The sequence below is a fragment of the Enterobacter cloacae complex sp. 2024EL-00214 genome (genome assembly GCF_043945575.1).
Lineage (GTDB): Bacteria > Pseudomonadota > Gammaproteobacteria > Enterobacterales > Enterobacteriaceae > Enterobacter > Enterobacter cloacae_P.
The window spans coordinates 55364-73734 of the sequence record NZ_JBIMRC010000026.1; the positions used below are offsets into that span (position 1 = coordinate 55364).

Consider the following 18371-nt stretch of genomic DNA (forward strand, 5'->3'; position numbering starts at 1 on the left):
TTTCTCTGAAGCAGCGCCGCAAATTTGAGAGCCGTCGGCGCTTTTTATTCGGCCTGGCTACCACAATCGTTTACCATGGTGGCGTCAATTTTTAACAGGATGGTATTACTGGTGTCTGATTCTGCCGCGCGCCCAACATTTTTATTCCACGACTACGAAACCTTTGGCACCCATCCGGCGCTGGACAGACCGGCGCAATTTGCCGCCATCCGTACTGACGACGAGTTCAACATCATTGGCGAGCCAGAGGTGTTTTACTGCAAACCCGCCGATGACTACCTGCCGCAACCCGGCGCGGTCATGGTCACCGGGATCACACCTCAGGAAGCGCGGGAAAAAGGGGTTAACGAGGCGGAGTTCGCCCGCCGTATCCACGACCTGTTTACCGTCCCGAATACCTGCGTCGTGGGATATAACAACATTCGTTTTGATGACGAAGTGACGAGGAATATTTTCTATCGCAACTTCTTCGATCCGTATGCGTGGAGCTGGCAGAACCGCAATTCACGCTGGGATTTGCTGGACATTATGCGAGCCTGTTACGCGCTGCGCCCGGAAGGGATCAACTGGCCAGAAAATGACGAGGGGCTGCCGAGCTTCAGGCTGGAACATCTGACGCGCGCCAACGGAATTGAGCACAGCAATGCCCACGATGCAATGGCAGACGTGTATGCCACCATTGCAATGGCGAAGCTGGTGAAAACCGCTCAGCCACGGCTGTTTGACTACCTGTTGAGCCACCGCAGCAAGCAGAAACTCACCACCCTGATCGACGTGCCGCAAATGAAACCGCTGGTGCATATTTCCGGCATGTTCGGCGCATGGCGCGGCAATACCAGTTGGGTGGCTCCGCTTGCCTGGCATCCTGACAACCGTAATGCCGTCATCATGGTGGATCTGGCCGGGGATATCTCACCCCTGCTGGAACTTGACAGCGATACGCTGCGCGAGCGGCTCTATACCCCGAAAAATGAGCTGGGTGACCTGCCCGCCGTACCGGTAAAACTGGTGCATATCAACAAATGTCCGGTGCTGGCGCAGGCCAATACGCTGCGTCCGGAAGATGCCGACCGGCTGGGTATCAACCGTCAGCACTGTCTCGATAACCTCAAAGTGCTGCGCGACAACCCGCAGGTACGGGAAAAAGTGGTGGCTATCTTCGCGGACGCAGAACCGTTTGTGCCGTCTGACAATATCGATGCGCAACTCTATAACGGTTTCTTCAGTGATGCCGACCGTGCGGCCATGAACATCGTACTGCAAACCGAGCCACGAAATTTACCGGCGCTCGATATCACCTTTGCCGATAAACGTATCGACAGACTGATGTTTAATTACCGGGCGCGTAATTACCCCGGTACGCTGGATGAAGTGGAGCAAGAGCGCTGGCTGCAGCATCGTCGTAACGTCTTTACCCCGGAATTTCTCAATCGCTATGCCCAGGAGCTGGAGATGCTGTACGGCCAGTACGAAGGGGATGCGGAAAAGCAGGCGCTGTTGAAAGCCCTGTTCCAGTACGCGCAGGAGATAGTCTGAATTGTCGATATAAAAAAACCGGAGGCGATGGTCTCCGGTTTTTTTGTCTGGTGACGTTATATTACGCGACGTCTTCGTACTGAGGTACCGGGTTACGGAAGCTTCTGGTTACGCATGCCAGGTAAACCAGACCAATGCCGCCCCAGATCAGACCCAGAATCATCGAACTTTCTTCCAGGTTAATCCACAACGCACCAACCGTCAGCGCACCACACACTGGCAGCACCAGATAGTTGAAGTGGTCCTTCAGCGTCTTGTTACGCTTCTCACGGATCCAGAACTGAGAGATCACGGAGAGGTTAACGAAGGTAAATGCCACCAGCGCACCAAAGTTAATCAGCGCCGTTGCGGTGACCAGGTCAAATTTAATCGCCAGCAGTGCAATTGCGCCAACCAGCAGCACGTTCCACGCAGGGGTACGCCATTTCGGATGAACATAACCGAAGAAGCGCGTCGGGAACACGCCGTCACGACCCATTACGTACATCAGGCGAGAAACACCCGCGTGTGCCGCCATGCCGGATGCCAGAACGGTCACGCTGGAGAAAATCAGCACGCCCCACTGGAAGGTTTTACCTGCAACATACAGCATGATTTCAGGCTGTGACGCATCCGGATCTTTAAAGCGTGAGATGTCCGGGAAGTACAGCTGCAGGAAGTAAGAAGCACCAATAAAGATCAGGCCGCCAATCAGCGCAGTCAGGAAAATCGCTTTCGGGATCACGCGCTCTGCATCTTTCGTCTCTTCAGACAGAGAAGAGATGCCGTCGAAGCCCAGGAACGAGAAGCACAGGATAGTCGCACCGGTGATCATCGGCACAACGTGCGCACCTTCGGACCAGAACGGACGCGTGCTGGTCAGCGTACCTGCGCCTTCACCGTGCATTACACCGTAAATGATCAGGCCGACGATAACTGAAACGATACCCATCTGCAGGATAACAATCAGGGTGTTGAAGTTAGCCACGGTCTTGATGCTGCGCAGGTTAGAGATGGTCATAAAGGCCACCAGCGCCACAACGAAGATCCACGACGGTACGGAAGGTACCAGCGCTTCAAAGTAAATTTTCGCCAGCAGAATGTTGATCATCGGCATGAACAGGTAGTCCAGCAGAGATGACCAGCCCACCATAAAGCCAACCGCCGGGCTAATGGATTTCTGAGCATAGGTGTAGGCAGAGCCTGCAGACGGGAAACGGCGAACCAGTTTACCGTAGCTCAGCGCTGTAAAGAGAATGGCGACCAGCGCAAAGGCATACGCCGTTGCAACGTGACCGTCAGTAAGGCCAGATACGATACCGAATGTATCGAACAGCGTCATTGGTTGCATATAGGCAAGACCCATCATAACAACCGGAATCAACGTAAGTGTTTTACGTAATTCCACGCGAGAGGTTTTTGGAGTTGCGTTATGCGACATCGTTAATCTCCTTTACGGTGATAACCGCCACGTAAGCGAAAAATTGCCCCATTTTCTGTATTCCTCAGCGACAACAACTGTCGGATTTTAGTAAATATCTATCCGGTACGAAGCCCGGCCTCTTGGTTTTTTAGTTTCGTTTCGTACATGCAAAAAAAAATAACCGACGCCTTTTATATCGTCGATTATTCATTTGTTTGCAGCCGCGGCATTTTGCCCTATTCCAGACACAAAAGGCAATAGATAGAGAAACCTATCAATAATTTCCCGTATCTAACTGGTTGATTTTTCAGCAGCGCCGGGAGTGTAAACGGCTGCGATAGCACTATTTGCTAAAATTTCATCTCGCCACCAGGCGCTGGCAAGCCCTGCCGTTTGTTCATTCCAGCCAACCCAGACCGACTCATTACTGCTTTGAGCAAGTACCTGTTTTTCAACAAGCGCACCGCTGTCAATAAACCGCTGCGCCAGATAGCGCGGCAAATAGCCGCAGCCCAGCCCGCTTATTTGCAGCTCCAGCTTGGTTTTAAAATCGAAAACGGTAATCGCCTCCTGCTCGTCGAGCAGTTGCGAAGAGATGGCACACTCTGGCCGTGAGCTGTCGCCCACCACAATGGCACGATACCCCTTAAGGATACGTCGATTAATGGGCTCAGGCTCCTGGGCCAGAGGGTGATGAGGCGCGACAACAAAAACCTGCTCCAGCAGGCCCAGACGGGCAAAACCAAAATCGCTCAGTTGGGGAGGTTCACGTAATGCCCCGACGATGATGTCCGCCCGCCCCTGCGTTAAGGCATCCCACGAGCCGCCCAGCACACCATTAATGAAAATCAACCGGGTCACGCTATGGCGCTGATAGAACGCCTCAATCAGCGGCGTCAGGAGGGAAAACGGAAAGGTATCATCCACGCCAATCACCAGCTCGTTCTCCCAGCCCTGATGGAGCTTAACGGCCTGTTTTTCCAGTTCGCGAACGGTGTGGAGAACTTCACGCCCTTTTTCCAGAAGCATCTGCCCGGTGCGGGTAAAACGTGCGCGGTGTCCGGAGCGATCGAGAAGCTGGATATTGAGATCGCTTTCCAGTTTATGAACGGTGTAACTCAGCGCGGAAGGGGTTTTGTAGAGCTTCGCCGAGGCCGCCGCAAAGCTCCCCTCTTTTTCCAGTGCATCCAGAATAATCAGAACATCCAGCAGCGGTTTCATGTTCGCCCCCCTCCGGCATGCGATCGTCTCCGCTGATGGCATTATTCCATTGGCATCACCAGCGGGTCGGGATACTGGTACTCAAATCCCAGTTCATGACAAATGCGATTACCATCAATAATTTTGCCTTTACCTTCGCCTTTGGCATCGCCAAACACTGGCGGAGCCAAACCTAACTGACGCGCCATCAGCGGATAAAACGTGCTACGCGCTGGATGAGAAGGCGCACATATATTATAGATGTGCCCACCTTTTGGAGCCTGTAAGAGTAGCTCAATTGCGCCGATAACGTCGTCAAGATGCACGAGATTGACGCCATGTTGTCCGTCAGGGGCTGACTTCCCGGCAAAAAAACGTCCCGGATGTCGCCCCGGGCCAACCAGCCCAGCCAGACGCACAATATCAACCTGAGTACCGGGAAGATTGTGCAGCCAGTCTTCCAGCTCTTTAAGCACCTGGCCACTCGCCGTCACCGGACGGCGTACGGTGGTCTCCTTTACAAGACCATCAACATCACCGTAGACCGATGTCGAGCTGGTAAAAATAATACGCGGGATATGGTGCGCCAGCGCACTGTCGACAATCTCCTGCATTGCCTGCAGATAGAATGACTCACCCGGGCCACTGCGTCGTGCCGGTAAGGTAATGACCAGCGCATCGACGTTCATCAGCGCGTCAAGATCGTCAGCATCACATACCAGTTCAGGCTCAAGCCGCAGCTCGATGCCATCAATACCGCACATGCGTGCCGCTTCCACCCCATCCGCTGTGGTTTTACTCCCGGTCACTTGCCAGCCTTTCGTGGCTAATGACATCGCCAGCGGCATTCCCAACCATCCTAAACCGACAATCGCGACCTTTTTCATGCGAATTCTCCTGACTCTCAACCACCTGTATTAAGGCTACGCCAGCACTGAGGAACACACAATTTATAGCATCAATATGAAATGAATTAATGATCAAAAAAACCCCTTGCAATATGGCGTACAAGTGGTTTAGGTTAAAAGACATCAAATGAATAAGCATTCATCGAGAATTTATATGACACGCGTTCAATTTAAACACCACCATCATCACCATCATCCTGACTAGTCTTTCAGGCGATGTGTGCTGGAAGACAGTTAGATCTTCCAGTGGTGCATGAACGCATGAGAAAGCCCCCGGAAGATCTTCTTCCGGGGGCTTTTTTTTGGACCGAATTCAGACAGGTTAAAACAGGTTAACGAGGAACACAGAATGTTAGATAACTCACGTTTACGCATAGCTATTCAAAAATCAGGCCGTTTGAGTGACGATTCACGCGAACTGCTGGCCCGCTGCGGGATTAAAATTAACCTGCACACTCAGCGCCTGATTGCACTGGCTGAAAATATGCCCATCGACATTCTGCGCGTGCGTGATGACGATATCCCGGGGCTGGTGATGGATGGCGTTGTTGACCTCGGCATTATCGGCGAAAACGTGCTGGAAGAAGAGTTACTGACTCGCCGTGCCCAGGGTGAGGATCCGCGTTACTTTACCCTGCGTCGTCTGGATTTCGGCGGCTGCCGCCTGTCGCTGGCCACACCGGTCGATGAAGCCTGGGATGGCCCGGCCGCGCTGAACGGTAAGCGTATTGCCACCTCTTACCCGCACCTGCTGAAGCGTTATCTGGATCAGAAAGGCGTGCAGTTTAAATCCTGCCTGCTGAACGGTTCTGTTGAAGTAGCGCCGCGCGCGGGTCTGGCTGACGCTATCTGTGACCTCGTCTCTACCGGTGCCACGCTGGAAGCGAACGGCCTGCGCGAAGTAGAAGTGATTTATCGCTCTAAAGCCTGTCTTATCCAGCGCGATGGCGAAATGGCCGATGCCAAACAGCAGTTGATCGACAAACTGCTGACCCGTATTCAGGGCGTCATTCAGGCTCGCGAATCTAAATACATCATGATGCACGCGCCTACCGAGCGTCTGGATGAAGTGATTGCCCTGCTGCCAGGCGCTGAGCGCCCCACTATTCTGCCACTGGCGGGCGATCAGCAGCGCGTGGCAATGCACATGGTGAGTAGCGAAACCCTGTTCTGGGAAACAATGGAAAAACTGAAGGCACTGGGCGCAAGCTCCATTCTGGTGCTGCCAATTGAGAAGATGATGGAGTAACGGCCATGAGCTTTAACACAATCATCGACTGGAATAATTGTACCGAAGAGCAGCAAAGTGAGTTGCTGATGCGCCCGGCGATCTCCGCCTCTGAGAGCATCACCCGCACCGTAGCGGAGATCCTCAATAACGTCAAAGCCCGGGGTGACGATGCGCTGCGTGAGTACAGCGCGAAGTTTGATAAAACCGAGGTTGGTGCGTTAAAGGTCACAGAACAGGAAATGGCAGACGCCAGTAACCGTCTCGGAGATGAGATTAAGCAGGCAATGGCCGTCGCGGTGAAAAACATCGACACCTTCCATACCGCGCAAAAATTGCAGACGGTGGATGTGGAAACCCTGCCGGGCGTGCGCTGCCAGCAGGTCACGCGCCCGGTGGCATCTGTCGGCCTGTATATTCCCGGCGGTTCTGCGCCACTGTTTTCTACGGTATTAATGCTGGCAACCCCGGCGCGTATCGCCGGTTGCCAGAACGTGGTGCTCTGCTCCCCACCACCGATTGCCGATGAAATTCTGTATGCCGCAAAGCTCTGCGGCGTGCAGGAGGTCTTTAAAGTGGGTGGCGCGCAGGCGATTTCCGCGCTGGCATTTGGCACCGAATCGATTCCTAAGGTCGACAAAATTTTCGGCCCGGGCAATGCCTTTGTGACCGAAGCCAAGCGCCAGGTCAGCCAACGGCTGGACGGCGCAGCCATTGACATGCCTGCCGGCCCGTCGGAAGTGCTGGTGATTGCCGACAGCGGTGCAACACCGGACTTCGTGGCCTCTGACCTGCTCTCCCAGGCAGAACACGGCCCGGATTCGCAGGTGATTTTACTGACGCCAGATGCCGATATGGCAAAACGCGTGGGTGAAGCGGTAGAACGTCAGCTCGCGGATCTGCCGCGCGCCGAAACGGCACGCCAGGCGCTATCCGCCAGCCGCCTGATTGTGGCTCGCGATATTGCCCAGTGTATTACCATTTCTAACCAGTACGGTCCGGAACACCTGATCATTCAGACCCGCAACGCGCGTGACCTGGTGGACGGTATTACCAGCGCTGGCTCGGTGTTCCTGGGTGACTGGTCGCCGGAATCCGCGGGGGATTACGCCTCCGGAACCAACCACGTTCTGCCGACTTACGGCTATACCTCCACATGCTCAAGCCTCGGTCTGGCGGATTTCCAGAAACGCATGACCGTGCAGGAGCTGTCTCGTGAAGGATTTGCCGCTCTGGCTTCCACCATTGAAACCCTGGCAGCAGCCGAACGACTGACCGCCCACAAAAACGCCGTGACGCTGCGTGTTGCAGCCCTGAAGGAGCAAGCATGAACATTGAAGAATTAGCCCGCGAAAATGTCCGTCGACTGACTCCTTATCAGTCTGCTCGTCGCCTGGGGGGGAAAGGTGATGTCTGGCTGAATGCCAACGAATTCCCGACGGCAGTGCAATTTGAGCTGTCACAGCAAACGCTGAACCGTTATCCGGAATGTCAGCCAAAAGCCGTGATTGAAAACTACGCGCAATACGCGGGCGTGAAGCCTGAGCAGGTACTGGTCAGCCGTGGGGCCGATGAAGGGATTGAGCTGTTGATCCGTGCCTTCTGCGAGCCGGGTAAAGATGCAGTCATGTACTGCCAGCCAACCTACGGGATGTATGGCGTCAGCGCTGAAACCTTTGGTGTGACGTGCCGCAACATACTGTCGCTGGACGACTGGCAGCTCGATCTCCAGAGCATCGCCGATAATCTCGACGGCGTGAAAGTGGTGTTTGTCTGCAGCCCAAATAACCCAACCGGACAGATTATCAAGGCGCAGGATATCCGCACCTTGCTGGAGATGACTCGCGGTAAAGCGCTGGTTGTGGCTGACGAAGCCTATATTGAGTTCTGCCCGCAGGCCACGCTGGCAGGCTGGCTCGCAGAGTACCCACACCTGGTGGTACTGCGTACCTTATCAAAAGCGTTTGCCCTCGCAGGCCTGCGCTGCGGGTTTACGCTGGCAAATCAAGAGGTCATCGACCTGCTGCTGAAAGTGATCGCCCCGTATCCACTCTCTACACCGGTAGCCGATATCGCTGCACAGGCGCTGGCTCCGCAGGGCATCGACGCCATGCGCGAACGCGTGGCGCAGATCCTGGAAGAGCGTCAGTATCTGGTGAGCGCCCTGAAAGCGATCCCCTGCGTTGAGCAGGTATTCGACTCTGAAACCAACTACATCCTGGTGCGCTTTACCGCGTCCAGCGCCGTGTTTAAATCTTTGTGGGATCAGGGCATTATCTTACGAGACCAAAATAAACAACCATCCTTAAGCGGCTGCTTGCGTATTACCGTGGGCACCCGTGCAGAGAGCCAGCGTGTTATTGACGCCCTGAAAGCGGAGAAAGTATGAGTCAGAAGTATCTCTTTATCGATCGTGACGGCACTATTATTGCCGAACCACCAACCGACTTTCAGGTCGATCGTTTCGACAAACTGGCTTTTGAACCCGACGTGATCCCGGTACTGCTCAGGTTGCAGAAGGCCGGGTTTAAACTGGTGATGATCACCAACCAGGACGGACTGGGCACGGACAGCTTCCCGCAGGTGGATTTTGACGGCCCGCATAACCTGATGATGCAGGTACTCTCCTCTCAGGGAGTGATGTTTGATGAGGTGCTGATCTGTCCACACATGCCAGCCGATGAGTGCGACTGTCGTAAACCGAAAGTGAAGATGGTTGAGCGTTATCTGGCGGAAGAGCTGCTTGATAAAGCGAATAGCTATGTCATCGGCGACCGCGCTACCGACATTACGCTTGCCGAAAACATGGGAATTCCCGGCCTGCGCTACAACCGCACCGACCTTAACTGGGCGAAGATTGGCGAGCAGTTAACCAAACGTGACCGTTACTCGCACGTTGAACGCAACACCAAAGAGACACAAATCGACGTTAAGGTCTGGCTGGATCGCGAAGGTGGCAGCAAAATCCACACCGGCGTTGGCTTCTTTGATCACATGCTGGATCAGATTGCCACCCACGGCGGCTTCCGCATGGACATTACCGTCAAAGGTGACCTCTATATTGACGATCACCATACCGTGGAAGATACCGGTCTGGCGCTGGGAGAAGCACTGAAGCTGGCCCTGGGCGACAAGCGCGGCATCAACCGTTTTGGTTTTGTCCTGCCGATGGATGAGTGTCTGGCACGCTGCGCGATGGATATCTCTGGCCGTCCGCACCTGGAATACAAGGCAGATTTCACCTACCAGCGCGTCGGCGATCTGAGTACCGAAATGGTTGAGCACTTCTTCCGTTCCCTGTCTTACACCATGGGCCTGACGCTGCACCTGAAAACCAAAGGCAAGAACGACCACCACCGCGTGGAGAGTCTGTTCAAAGCCTTTGGCCGTACTCTGCGCCAGGCGATCCGTGTGGAAGGTGACGCCCTGCCCTCATCGAAAGGAGTGCTGTAATGAATGTGGTGATTCTGGATACCGGATGCGCCAACCTGAACTCCGTGAAGTCGGCCATTACACGCCATGGCTATGCGCCAGCGGTGAGCCGTGACCCGGATGTGGTGCTGCGTGCAGACAAGCTCTTCTTACCCGGCGTGGGTACCGCGCAGGCGGCGATGGATCAGATCCACGCGCGCGGGTTGGTTGATCTCATCAAAGCCTGTACCCAACCGGTGCTGGGCATTTGCTTAGGGATGCAGTTACTGGGCCGCCGCAGTGAAGAGACCAACGGCGTCGACCTGCTCGGGATTATTGACGAAGACGTGCCCAAAATGGCCGATCACGGTCTTCCTCTGCCCCACATGGGCTGGAACCGCGTTTACGCAAAAGCGGGCGACAGGCTGTTTCGCGGTATCGAAGACGGGGCTTATTTTTACTTCGTCCACAGCTATGCCATGCCGGTCAACCCATACACTATTGCGCAGTGCAACTACGGCGAACCTTTCACCGCTGCGGTACAAAAAGACAATTTCTTCGGCGTGCAGTTTCACCCGGAACGCTCAGGTGCCGCAGGCGCTCAGCTGCTGAAAAACTTCCTGGAGATGTGATGATTATTCCCGCTTTAGATTTAATTGACGGCACGGTTGTTCGTCTCCATCAGGGTGATTACGGCCAGCAGCGCGACTACGGTAACGATCCGCTGCCACGCCTGCAGGATTATGCCGCACAGGGTGCACAGGTGTTGCACCTGGTTGATTTGACCGGAGCGAAAGACCCGGCAAAACGCCAGATCCCACTGCTCAAAAAACTGGTGGCTGGCGTGGAGGTTCCCGTGCAGGTTGGTGGTGGTGTGCGTACTGAAGAGGATGTCGCAGCCCTTCTGGATGCAGGGGTTGCGCGCGTCGTGGTTGGCTCTACCGCCGTCAAAGACCCTGAAAGGGTGAAAGGCTGGTTCTGCCGCTTTGGTGCTGATGCGCTGGTGCTGGCGCTGGATGTCCGCATCGACGAACAGGGTAATAAGCAGGTTGCCGTCAGCGGCTGGCAGGAGAATTCCGGCATCACGCTGGAAGCGCTGGTTGATCTTTATCTGCCCGTTGGCCTGAAGCACGTACTGTGTACGGATATCTCCCGCGACGGGACGCTGGCCGGCTCTAATGTCTCGCTGTATGAAGAGGTCTGCGCGCGTTATCCGCAGGTGGCATTCCAGTCGTCCGGCGGAATTGGCGACTTAGCCGATATCACTGCGCTGCGCGGTACTGGCGTGCAAGGTGTGATCGTAGGGCGTGCCTTACTGGAAGAAAAATTTACTGTGACGGAGGCGATTCAATGCTGGCAAAACGGATAATCCCTTGTCTGGACGTACGTGACGGCCAGGTGGTGAAAGGCGTGCAGTTCCGCAACCACGAGATCATTGGTGACATTGTCCCTCTGGCAAAACGCTATGCCGATGAAGGTGCAGACGAGCTGGTGTTTTACGATATCACCGCCTCCAGCGACGGCCGCGTAGTGGATAAAAGCTGGGTGTCACGCGTGGCAGAGGTTATTGATATTCCGTTCTGTGTGGCGGGCGGGATTAAATCAGCGGAAGAGGCGGCTCAAATTCTCTCTTTCGGTGCAGATAAGATTTCCATTAACTCCCCTGCGCTGGCAGACCCGACGTTAATCACCCGTCTTGCTGACCGCTTCGGTGTACAGTGTATTGTCGTGGGGATCGACACCTGGTACGACGCCGAAACCGGCAAGTACCACGTCAACCAGTACACTGGCGATGAGAGCCGGACGCGTATGACCCAATGGGAGACGCTGGACTGGGTGCAGGAAGTACAAAAACGTGGCGCGGGTGAAATCGTGCTAAATATGATGAACCAGGACGGCGTGCGTAACGGTTATGACCTGGAGCAACTGAAGAAAGTACGCGCGGTTTGCCACGTACCGCTGATTGCCTCCGGTGGAGCAGGAACGATGGAGCACTTCCTGGACGCTTTCCGCGATGCGAACGTTGACGGTGCGCTGGCGGCCTCCGTGTTCCACAAACAGATTATTAATATTGGCGAGTTAAAAACGTACCTGGCCGGCCAGGGCGTGGAGATCAGGGTATGTTAACAGAGCAACAACAGGCACAACTGGACTGGGAAAAAACGGACGGATTACTGCCAGTGGTTGTCCAACATGCCGTTTCAGGCGAAGTGTTGATGCTGGGGTATATGAACCAGGAGGCGCTGACGAAAACCCTCGACAGCGGCAAAGTCACCTTTTACTCGCGCACTAAGCAGCGCTTGTGGACGAAAGGGGAAACCTCTGGCCATTTCCTGAACGTGGTTAGCATTACGCCAGACTGCGATAACGATACCCTGCTGGTGCTGGCGAACCCCATTGGCCCAACCTGCCATAAGGGCACCAGCAGTTGCTTCGGCGAAGCAAGCCATCAGTGGCTGTTCCTGTATCAACTGGAACAGTTACTGGCTGAGCGTAAAACAGCTGACCCGGCAAGTTCCTATACGGCTAAGCTGTATGCGAGTGGTACCAAGCGTATTGCGCAGAAAGTTGGGGAAGAAGGTGTTGAAACGGCGCTGGCTGCAACCGTGCACGACCGGGAAGAGCTGACTAACGAAGCGTCAGATTTGATATATCACCTGCTGGTGCTGTTGCAGGATCAGGATCTGGATTTAACGGCAGTGGTTGAGAATTTGCGTAAGCGTCATAAATGAAAAAGACCGGGGAAACCCGGTCTTTTTTTGTCTGCAGGTCTGCAACTCAGTCTTTTAACTTGTAGCTTCGCAGTGCATTGCGTCCCAGTACCACACCGGAACCAATAATCCCACCAAGCAGCACCGCCAGAATCAGTATAATGGCCTTTTTCGGGCTGTCGCGATGGACCGGCAGATCCGGCTTCATCACGTAACGATAGACATGAATCGTCTCTGGTTTAACGTTCAGATTCTGAATATCAAGCAGGTTTTGCTTAGTCTGGTAATACGCAGGAGAGAAGACCAGCGGACGAGATGCTTCGTTATCAATCATCGATTTCAGCGCTTCACTCCCCAGCAGGAACATGGTTTCCTGGGTCACATCCTGCGTTTGTTGAATTCTCGGTGAAGTGATTTTCGCCGCTTCAGCGTTCTTAAGTGATTCAGTAATTTGTTTGATACGCAGATCCTTCTGCTCCTGAGCCACTTTCGTCTGGTTTTCCAGAGAGTCGTCCAGGGTGCGGATCTGTTGCTTGATGTTGTCCTTAAGGTCAATATCAAGTTCTTTAGCCGTTTGCTCGTTAACCTGCTGAATGTATTGTGCCAGTTGCTTTTGAGCTGCCTCTGCGGATACGCTGGTATAGGAAACACTTAACGGTAGTGCCTGTCCAGTTACTATTGGCCCTATAGTCAGTTTTTCAGGAACTTCTTGGTTTTCAAGCGCTTGTGATAACGCAGAGAAAGAGGAGTTGAAGCGACCAATAACCCGCGTTTGAATATCGAGTATTGAGGGGGCTGCGCTACCGTAGAGGATGTTCAACGCATTGGAATACGTTGCAATCTGAGCCACATCAGGCTGAGCAATAATCGCAGTTGAGGTCCATTTTTCTTTCGCGACCGATAAATACCCAACAGCAAGAACGATGCAAACGACAACAAATGTTGCTATCGTCCCCTTCCCACGCCACAGCTGCAGCACTAGATCAAGTAAATCAATTTGCTCCGGGTCATTGCTTCGATTGACCAGGTTATTGTTGTTCTGCGTCATACAATCCCTAACAGATAAAAGGGGCAAAAATAGTTATGTTTGCATAGTGTATCTCGTCCTGGCGATTTTTCTATAAGAATCCGATGAGTCATATCAGAAAGATGGGTTATGTAACTGGCATCCATCGCGCTATGATAGACCTAATCTGATGCGCTATGGCATCTGTAAGAACATGTGTTAATGAGGGAAGATATGAAGTTTCTGGTTACTGGTGCAGCAGGTTTTATCGGCGCGAATGTCAGCAAGCGACTCCTTGATGCCGGTCATCAGGTCATTGGCATTGATAATCTCAATGACTACTATGATGTCAGCCTCAAGCTGGCGCGCCTGGACCTGCTCAAATCCGACAATTTCATTTTCCACAAGCTGGATTTGGCAGACCGTGAAGGAATGGCCGCGTTGTTCTCTGATGAGAAATTTGACCGCGTGATCCATTTGGCCGCGCAGGCGGGCGTACGCTACTCCCTGGAAAACCCATATGCCTATGCAGATGCCAACCTGATTGGTCATCTTAACGTGCTGGAAGGCTGCCGCCATAACAAGGTTCAACACCTTCTGTACGCGTCCTCCAGCTCCGTTTACGGGCTCAATCGCAAGATGCCATTCTCTACCGATGACTCCGTCGATCACCCGGTTTCGCTCTATGCGGCGACAAAAAAAGCCAACGAGCTGATGTCGCATACCTATTCGCATCTGTACAACCTGCCCACTACTGGCCTGCGCTTCTTTACCGTGTATGGCCCGTGGGGACGCCCGGACATGGCGTTGTTTAAATTCACTAAAGCGATGATTGAAGGCAAAAGCATTGACGTCTACAACTACGGCAAGATGAAACGCGACTTCACCTACATTGATGACATCGCCGAAGCCATTCTCCGCCTGCAGGATGTTATTCCTCAGGCCGATGCTAACTGGACGGTGGAAACCGGTTCACCAGCAAGCAGCTCTGCACCATATCGAATTTACAACGTCGGTAACAGCAGCCCTGTTGAGCTGATGGATTACATTACTGCCCTGGAAGATGCCCTGGGTAAAAAAGCAGACAAAAATATGATGCCGATCCAGCCGGGTGACGTACTGGACACCAGCGCCGATACCCAGCCACTCTATGACGTGGTCGGCTTCAAACCGCAAACCTCAGTCAAAGATGGGGTGAAGAACTTTGTGGACTGGTATCGTAATTTCTACAAGGTTTAAACCAAAAAAAACCCGGCAGCTAGCCGGGTTTTTTGTACGTATCAGACAGAGGATCAATCACTACCGAACAGATCGCGGGTATAAACTTTATCCGCCACATCCGCCAGCTCTTCCGCCATACGGTTAGAGATGATCACATCCGATTCTTTCTTAAAGGCGTCCAGATCACGCATAACACGAGAATGGAAGAACTCGTCTTCCTGCATTGCAGGTTCATAAATAACAACCTGAACGCCTTTCGCCTTAATACGTTTCATGATCCCTTGAATTGAAGAGGCGCGGAAGTTATCGGAACCACTCTTCATAATCAGGCGATACACACCCACCACTTTCGGCTGGCGAGCAAGGATAGAGTCGGAGATAAAATCTTTACGTGTACGGTTGGCGTCAACAATCGCCGAGATCAGGTTGTTTGGAACAGCCTGATAGTTGGCCAACAGTTGCTTGGTATCTTTTGGCAGGCAGTAGCCACCGTAACCAAACGACGGGTTGTTGTAGTGGTTACCGATACGTGGGTCGAGGCACACACCCTCAATGATCTGACGAGTATTCAGCCCCAGACTCTCTGCATAGCTGTCCAGCTCGTTGAAGTAAGCCACGCGCATTGCAAGATAGGTGTTCGCGAAGAGCTTAATCGCTTCGGCTTCGGTAGAGTCGGTAAACAGCACCGAAATATCTTTCTTAATTGCCCCTTCCTGCAGCAGCGCAGCAAAACGCTCCGCACGCTCAGAGCGCTCGCCGATTACGATACGGGAAGGATGCAGGTTATCGTATAACGCCCTGCCCTCACGCAGAAACTCTGGCGAGAAGAAGACATTATCAATACCCAGCTTTTCTTTGATGGATTTGGTGAAGCCCACCGGAATGGTCGACTTGATAACCATCACCGCGTTCGGGTTAATCGCCGTAACGTCTTTGATGACCGCTTCAACGCTGGAGGTGTTGAAGTAGTTTGTTTTTGGGTCGTAATCGGTTGGCGTCGCGATGATGACATAATCCGCATTGCGGTAGGCATCTTCTTTGTCCGTGGTGGCACGGAAATTCAGCGGCTTGTTCGCCAGATACTCCTGGATCTCTTTATCCACAATCGGGGATTGCTTTTTGTTAAGCATATCCACTTTGGCCTGCACAATATCAAGCGCAACGACCTCGTGGTTCTGTGCAATCAGAATGCCGTTTGATAGACCAACATAACCTGTTCCGGAGATTGTTATTTTCATTCGCTAATGACTTCTGTGAGTTAACTGTACAGATGGCCGCCTGACCATCGCGATAAACATAACTGTTGGGCTTTGTACCTCCAGGCCGACAGCACTGTCAAGGTAAACCAGGAGGAATCCCTGCCAGTGGACTGACATTCAGACTACTTCGAAGGACAACCACAAATTTTAGTGTAAAAAAAACCCGGAGATCATCTCCGGGTCTTGATTACAGTGGGGAGTTAACTCATTCCATCCACTCAGTATGGAACACACCTTCTTTATCCGTGCGTTTGTAAGTGTGCGCACCGAAGTAATCACGCTGCGCCTGGATCAGGTTGGCAGGCAGAACGGCAGCACGATAGCTGTCGTAGTACGCCACTGCAGCGGAGAAGGTTGGAACCGGAATACCGTTCTGTACAGCATAGGCAACAACGTCACGCAGCGCCTGCTGGTATTCGTCAGCAATTTTCTTGAAATACGGTGCCAGCAGCAGGTTCGCGATGCCTGCATTTTCAGCGTAAGCATCGGTGATTTTCTGCAGGAACTGAGCACGAATGATGCAACCTGCGCGGAAGATCTTCGCGATTTCGCCGTAGTTCAGATCCCAGTTGTTCTCGTCTGATGCTGCGCGCAGTTGAGAGAAACCTTGCGCATAGGAGACGATTTTACCCAGATACAGCGCACGACGGACTTTCTCAACGAATTCCGTTTTGTCCCCAGCGGATTTAGCCTGCGGGCCAGACAGCACTTTAGATGCGGCAACGCGCTGCTCTTTCAGAGAGGAGATATAGCGTGCGAATACGGATTCGGTGATCAGAGACAGTGGTTCACCCAGGTCCAGAGAACTCTGACTGGTCCACTTACCGGTACCCTTGTTCGCTGCTTCATCCAGAATCACATCAACCAGATATTTACCTTCTTCATCTTTCTTAGTGAAGATATCTTTGGTGATGTCAATCAGGTAGCTGTTCAGTTCACCTTTGTTCCACTCAGTAAAGGTTTCAGCCAGCTCTTCATTGGACAGATTCAGGCCGCCTTTCAGCAGGGAGTATGCTTCTGCGATCAGCTGCATATCGCCGTATTCGATACCGTTGTGAACCATCTTCACATAGTGACCTGCACCGTCCGCACCGATATAGGTTACGCACGGCTCACCATCTTCAGCCACAGCTGCGATTTTGGTCAGGATAGGCGCAACCAGTTCGTATGCATCTTTCTGACCGCCAGGCATAATGGATGGGCCTTTCAGTGCACCCTCTTCACCACCAGATACGCCGGTACCGATGAAGTTGAAGCCTTCAGCAGACAGTTCACGGTTACGACGGATGGTGTCCTGGAAGAAGGTGTTGCCACCGTCGATGATGATATCGCCTTTTTCCAGATAAGGTTTCAGGGAGTCAATGGCAGCATCTGTACCTGCGCCCGCTTTCACCATTAACAGGATACGACGAGGCGTTTCCAGAGACTCAACGAACTCTTTCACCGTATAGAAAGGAACCAGTTTCTTGCCAGGGTTCTCGGCAATCACTTCTTCAGTCTTATCACGGGAGCGGTTGAAAACGGAGACGGTATAACCACGGCTTTCGATGTTGAGCGCCAGGTTGCGCCCCATCACTGCCATACCGACGACGCCGATCTGTTGCTTGGACATTACATACTCCTGTCAGGTGTGGTCACCGCGACTTATGCGCGGCTTGAATGTGCTTGAGATGTTAACTCAGTACCAGTCAAAATGAATAGCTTTTGCTGATCTATGTCACACTGATTGTAAAATATCGATACAATCACGCTGCCAGAAGACATTCTGGCAGCAGGCCATCACTTCCTGAGCAACGCCAGAATTTCCTGCGTTTTTTCTTCCATCAGCGGCACGTCTGCGCGGGATTCCACATTCAGGCGCACTACCGGTTCGGTGTTTGAAGAACGCAGATTGAAGCGCCACTGCGGGAACGACATGCTGATACCGTCGGTACGGTCAATTTCCAGCGCGTGAATGGCAAAGTGCTGCTCCACGCGGGCAATAGCGTCGGCAGGTTGCGCCAGTTTGCTGTTGATCTCCCCGCTTGCCGGGAACGCCGCCATACGGTCGCGCACCAGTTCGCCCAGCGTCTGTCCTTTCAGACACAGCAGCTCAGCCACCAGCAGCCACGGGATCATTCCGCTGTCGCAGTAGGCAAAATCACGGAAGTAGTGGTGGGCGCTCATCTCGCCGCCATAAATGGCATCTTCTTCGCGCATACGCTCTTTAATGAAAGCGTGACCGGTTTTGGACATCACCGGCTGGCCACCCGCCGCAGCAACCACGTCAACGGTGTTCCAGGAAAGACGCGGATCGTGAATGATTTTCGCCCCCGGGTTCTTCTCGAGGAACGCTTCCGCCAGCAGACCGACAATGTAGTAGCCTTCGATAAACTGGCCTTTCTCGTCGAACAGGAAGCAGCGGTCGAAATCACCGTCAAAGGCGATGCCCATATCCGCACCGTGCTCAATCACCGCGTTACGGGTGTCATCGCGACACTCCGGCAGCA

The 18371-nt window shown here is 53.2% G+C and carries 18 protein-coding genes, 1 pseudogene and 1 other annotated feature; of the genes and pseudogenes, 11 read left to right on the forward strand and 8 right to left on the reverse strand.

Features of this window, described 5'->3' with window-relative positions:
* The first annotated feature begins 99 nt into the window (after positions 1 to 99).
* A complete protein-coding gene (gene sbcB / locus ACHHZ6_RS22170; protein WP_395123052.1) occupies positions 100 to 1536 on the forward strand; it encodes an exodeoxyribonuclease I in 1437 nt (478 codons plus the stop codon).
* A 61-nt stretch (positions 1537 to 1597) separates the two neighbouring features.
* Here sbcB and ACHHZ6_RS22175 read toward each other — a convergent pair whose 3' ends face one another.
* The 4 genes from ACHHZ6_RS22175 to ACHHZ6_RS22190 all read right to left on the reverse strand — a co-directional run bounded on the left by ACHHZ6_RS22175 (position 1598) and on the right by ACHHZ6_RS22190 (position 5025).
* Complete coding sequence (locus ACHHZ6_RS22175) at positions 1598 to 2956, reverse strand: APC family permease (protein WP_182271945.1); 1359 nt, start codon at positions 2954 to 2956, stop codon at positions 1598 to 1600.
* Complete coding sequence (yoeI, locus tag ACHHZ6_RS22180; protein ID WP_155267937.1) at positions 2946 to 3008, reverse strand: membrane protein YoeI; 63 nt, start codon at positions 3006 to 3008, stop codon at positions 2946 to 2948. The genes ACHHZ6_RS22175 and yoeI overlap by 11 nt, the downstream gene beginning before the upstream one ends.
* Positions 3009 to 3229: 221 nt before the next feature.
* The gene (locus tag ACHHZ6_RS22185) at positions 3230 to 4159 is read right to left on the reverse strand and encodes a LysR family transcriptional regulator (RefSeq protein WP_182271946.1); all 930 of its coding nucleotides are present in this window, start codon (positions 4157 to 4159) and stop codon (positions 3230 to 3232) included.
* Positions 4160 to 4200: 41 nt separating this feature from the next.
* Complete coding sequence (locus ACHHZ6_RS22190) at positions 4201 to 5025, reverse strand: SDR family oxidoreductase (protein WP_182271947.1); 825 nt, start codon at positions 5023 to 5025, stop codon at positions 4201 to 4203.
* Between the two features lie 175 nt (positions 5026 to 5200).
* On the opposite strand from ACHHZ6_RS22190, the gene hisL reads away from it, so the two are divergent.
* From hisL to hisIE, 9 genes are all read left to right on the forward strand, one after another.
* The gene (gene hisL / locus ACHHZ6_RS22195) at positions 5201 to 5251 is read left to right on the forward strand and encodes a his operon leader peptide (RefSeq protein ID WP_001364200.1); all 51 of its coding nucleotides are present in this window, start codon (positions 5201 to 5203) and stop codon (positions 5249 to 5251) included.
* Positions 5227 to 5350 (forward strand) — a sequence feature (His leader region). It overlaps the preceding gene by 25 nt.
* Before the next feature lie 45 nt (positions 5351 to 5395).
* Positions 5396 to 6295 carry an ATP phosphoribosyltransferase gene (hisG, locus tag ACHHZ6_RS22200; RefSeq protein ID WP_000886595.1) on the forward strand — a complete coding sequence of 300 codons (900 nt, stop codon included), beginning with the start codon at positions 5396 to 5398 and terminating at the stop codon, positions 6293 to 6295.
* 5 nt (positions 6296 to 6300) lie between these two features.
* A complete protein-coding gene (hisD, locus tag ACHHZ6_RS22205; RefSeq protein ID WP_196390196.1) occupies positions 6301 to 7605 on the forward strand; it encodes a histidinol dehydrogenase in 1305 nt (434 codons plus the stop codon).
* Entirely contained in the window at positions 7602 to 8663 is a 1062-nt protein-coding gene (hisC, locus tag ACHHZ6_RS22210) for a histidinol-phosphate transaminase (RefSeq protein ID WP_182271949.1), read from the forward strand. Before hisD ends, hisC begins: the two co-directional genes overlap by 4 nt.
* Positions 8660 to 9727 carry a bifunctional histidinol-phosphatase/imidazoleglycerol-phosphate dehydratase HisB gene (hisB, locus tag ACHHZ6_RS22215; RefSeq protein WP_395123043.1) on the forward strand — a complete coding sequence of 356 codons (1068 nt, stop codon included), beginning with the start codon at positions 8660 to 8662 and terminating at the stop codon, positions 9725 to 9727. Before hisC ends, hisB begins: the two co-directional genes overlap by 4 nt.
* Positions 9727 to 10317, forward strand: coding sequence for an imidazole glycerol phosphate synthase subunit HisH (gene hisH / locus ACHHZ6_RS22220; RefSeq protein ID WP_182271951.1), 591 nt, complete (start codon positions 9727 to 9729; stop codon positions 10315 to 10317). Before hisB ends, hisH begins: the two co-directional genes overlap by 1 nt.
* Positions 10317 to 11054 carry a 1-(5-phosphoribosyl)-5-[(5-phosphoribosylamino)methylideneamino]imidazole-4-carboxamide isomerase gene (hisA, locus tag ACHHZ6_RS22225; RefSeq protein ID WP_395123044.1) on the forward strand — a complete coding sequence of 246 codons (738 nt, stop codon included), beginning with the start codon at positions 10317 to 10319 and terminating at the stop codon, positions 11052 to 11054. The genes hisH and hisA overlap by 1 nt, the downstream gene beginning before the upstream one ends.
* Positions 11036 to 11812 carry an imidazole glycerol phosphate synthase subunit HisF gene (hisF, locus tag ACHHZ6_RS22230; protein WP_395123045.1) on the forward strand — a complete coding sequence of 259 codons (777 nt, stop codon included), beginning with the start codon at positions 11036 to 11038 and terminating at the stop codon, positions 11810 to 11812. The genes hisA and hisF overlap by 19 nt, the downstream gene beginning before the upstream one ends.
* Positions 11806 to 12417 (forward strand): bifunctional phosphoribosyl-AMP cyclohydrolase/phosphoribosyl-ATP diphosphatase HisIE, encoded by a 612-nt coding sequence (gene hisIE / locus ACHHZ6_RS22235; protein ID WP_182271954.1) that lies wholly within the window; start codon positions 11806 to 11808, stop codon positions 12415 to 12417. The genes hisF and hisIE overlap by 7 nt, the downstream gene beginning before the upstream one ends.
* Before the next feature lie 46 nt (positions 12418 to 12463).
* On the opposite strand, the gene wzzB is transcribed toward hisIE, so the two are convergent.
* Complete coding sequence (gene wzzB / locus ACHHZ6_RS22240; RefSeq protein WP_196390198.1) at positions 12464 to 13444, reverse strand: LPS O-antigen chain length determinant protein WzzB; 981 nt, start codon at positions 13442 to 13444, stop codon at positions 12464 to 12466.
* Positions 13445 to 13636: 192 nt separating this feature from the next.
* On the opposite strand from wzzB, the gene ACHHZ6_RS22245 reads away from it, so the two are divergent.
* Positions 13637 to 14641 carry an NAD-dependent epimerase gene (locus tag ACHHZ6_RS22245; protein WP_182271956.1) on the forward strand — a complete coding sequence of 335 codons (1005 nt, stop codon included), beginning with the start codon at positions 13637 to 13639 and terminating at the stop codon, positions 14639 to 14641.
* A gap of 53 nt (positions 14642 to 14694) precedes the next feature.
* Here ACHHZ6_RS22245 and ugd read toward each other — a convergent pair whose 3' ends face one another.
* From ugd to ACHHZ6_RS22260, 3 genes and pseudogenes are all read right to left on the reverse strand, one after another.
* Positions 14695 to 15861, reverse strand: a complete 1167-nt coding sequence (ugd, locus tag ACHHZ6_RS22250) for a UDP-glucose 6-dehydrogenase (RefSeq protein ID WP_182271957.1) — start codon at positions 15859 to 15861, stop codon at positions 14695 to 14697.
* Positions 15862 to 16087: 226 nt separating this feature from the next.
* On the reverse strand, positions 16088 to 17494 hold the full coding sequence (gene gndA / locus ACHHZ6_RS22255; RefSeq protein ID WP_182918644.1) for an NADP-dependent phosphogluconate dehydrogenase: 1407 nt from the start codon (positions 17492 to 17494) through the stop codon (positions 16088 to 16090).
* 167 nt (positions 17495 to 17661) lie between these two features.
* Positions 17662 to 18371: pseudogene (locus ACHHZ6_RS22260) on the reverse strand (phosphomannomutase CpsG); the annotation flags it as partial.

Coding starts and splice junctions, on each gene's coding strand:
- sbcB (WP_395123052.1), top strand. CDS start 100: ATGGTATTACTGGTGTCTGATTCTGCCGCGCGCCCAACATTTTTATTC.
- ACHHZ6_RS22175 (WP_182271945.1), bottom strand. CDS start 2,956: ATGTCGCATAACGCAACTCCAAAAACCTCTCGCGTGGAATTACGTAAA.
- ACHHZ6_RS22185 (WP_182271946.1), bottom strand. CDS start 4,159: ATGAAACCGCTGCTGGATGTTCTGATTATTCTGGATGCACTGGAAAAA.
- ACHHZ6_RS22190 (WP_182271947.1), bottom strand. CDS start 5,025: ATGAAAAAGGTCGCGATTGTCGGTTTAGGATGGTTGGGAATGCCGCTG.
- hisG (WP_000886595.1), top strand. CDS start 5,396: ATGTTAGATAACTCACGTTTACGCATAGCTATTCAAAAATCAGGCCGT.
- hisD (WP_196390196.1), top strand. CDS start 6,301: ATGAGCTTTAACACAATCATCGACTGGAATAATTGTACCGAAGAGCAG.
- hisC (WP_182271949.1), top strand. CDS start 7,602: ATGAACATTGAAGAATTAGCCCGCGAAAATGTCCGTCGACTGACTCCT.
- hisB (WP_395123043.1), top strand. CDS start 8,660: ATGAGTCAGAAGTATCTCTTTATCGATCGTGACGGCACTATTATTGCC.
- hisH (WP_182271951.1), top strand. CDS start 9,727: ATGAATGTGGTGATTCTGGATACCGGATGCGCCAACCTGAACTCCGTG.
- hisA (WP_395123044.1), top strand. CDS start 10,317: ATGATTATTCCCGCTTTAGATTTAATTGACGGCACGGTTGTTCGTCTC.
- hisF (WP_395123045.1), top strand. CDS start 11,036: ATGCTGGCAAAACGGATAATCCCTTGTCTGGACGTACGTGACGGCCAG.
- hisIE (WP_182271954.1), top strand. CDS start 11,806: ATGTTAACAGAGCAACAACAGGCACAACTGGACTGGGAAAAAACGGAC.
- wzzB (WP_196390198.1), bottom strand. CDS start 13,444: ATGACGCAGAACAACAATAACCTGGTCAATCGAAGCAATGACCCGGAG.
- ACHHZ6_RS22245 (WP_182271956.1), top strand. CDS start 13,637: ATGAAGTTTCTGGTTACTGGTGCAGCAGGTTTTATCGGCGCGAATGTC.
- ugd (WP_182271957.1), bottom strand. CDS start 15,861: ATGAAAATAACAATCTCCGGAACAGGTTATGTTGGTCTATCAAACGGC.
- gndA (WP_182918644.1), bottom strand. CDS start 17,494: ATGTCCAAGCAACAGATCGGCGTCGTCGGTATGGCAGTGATGGGGCGC.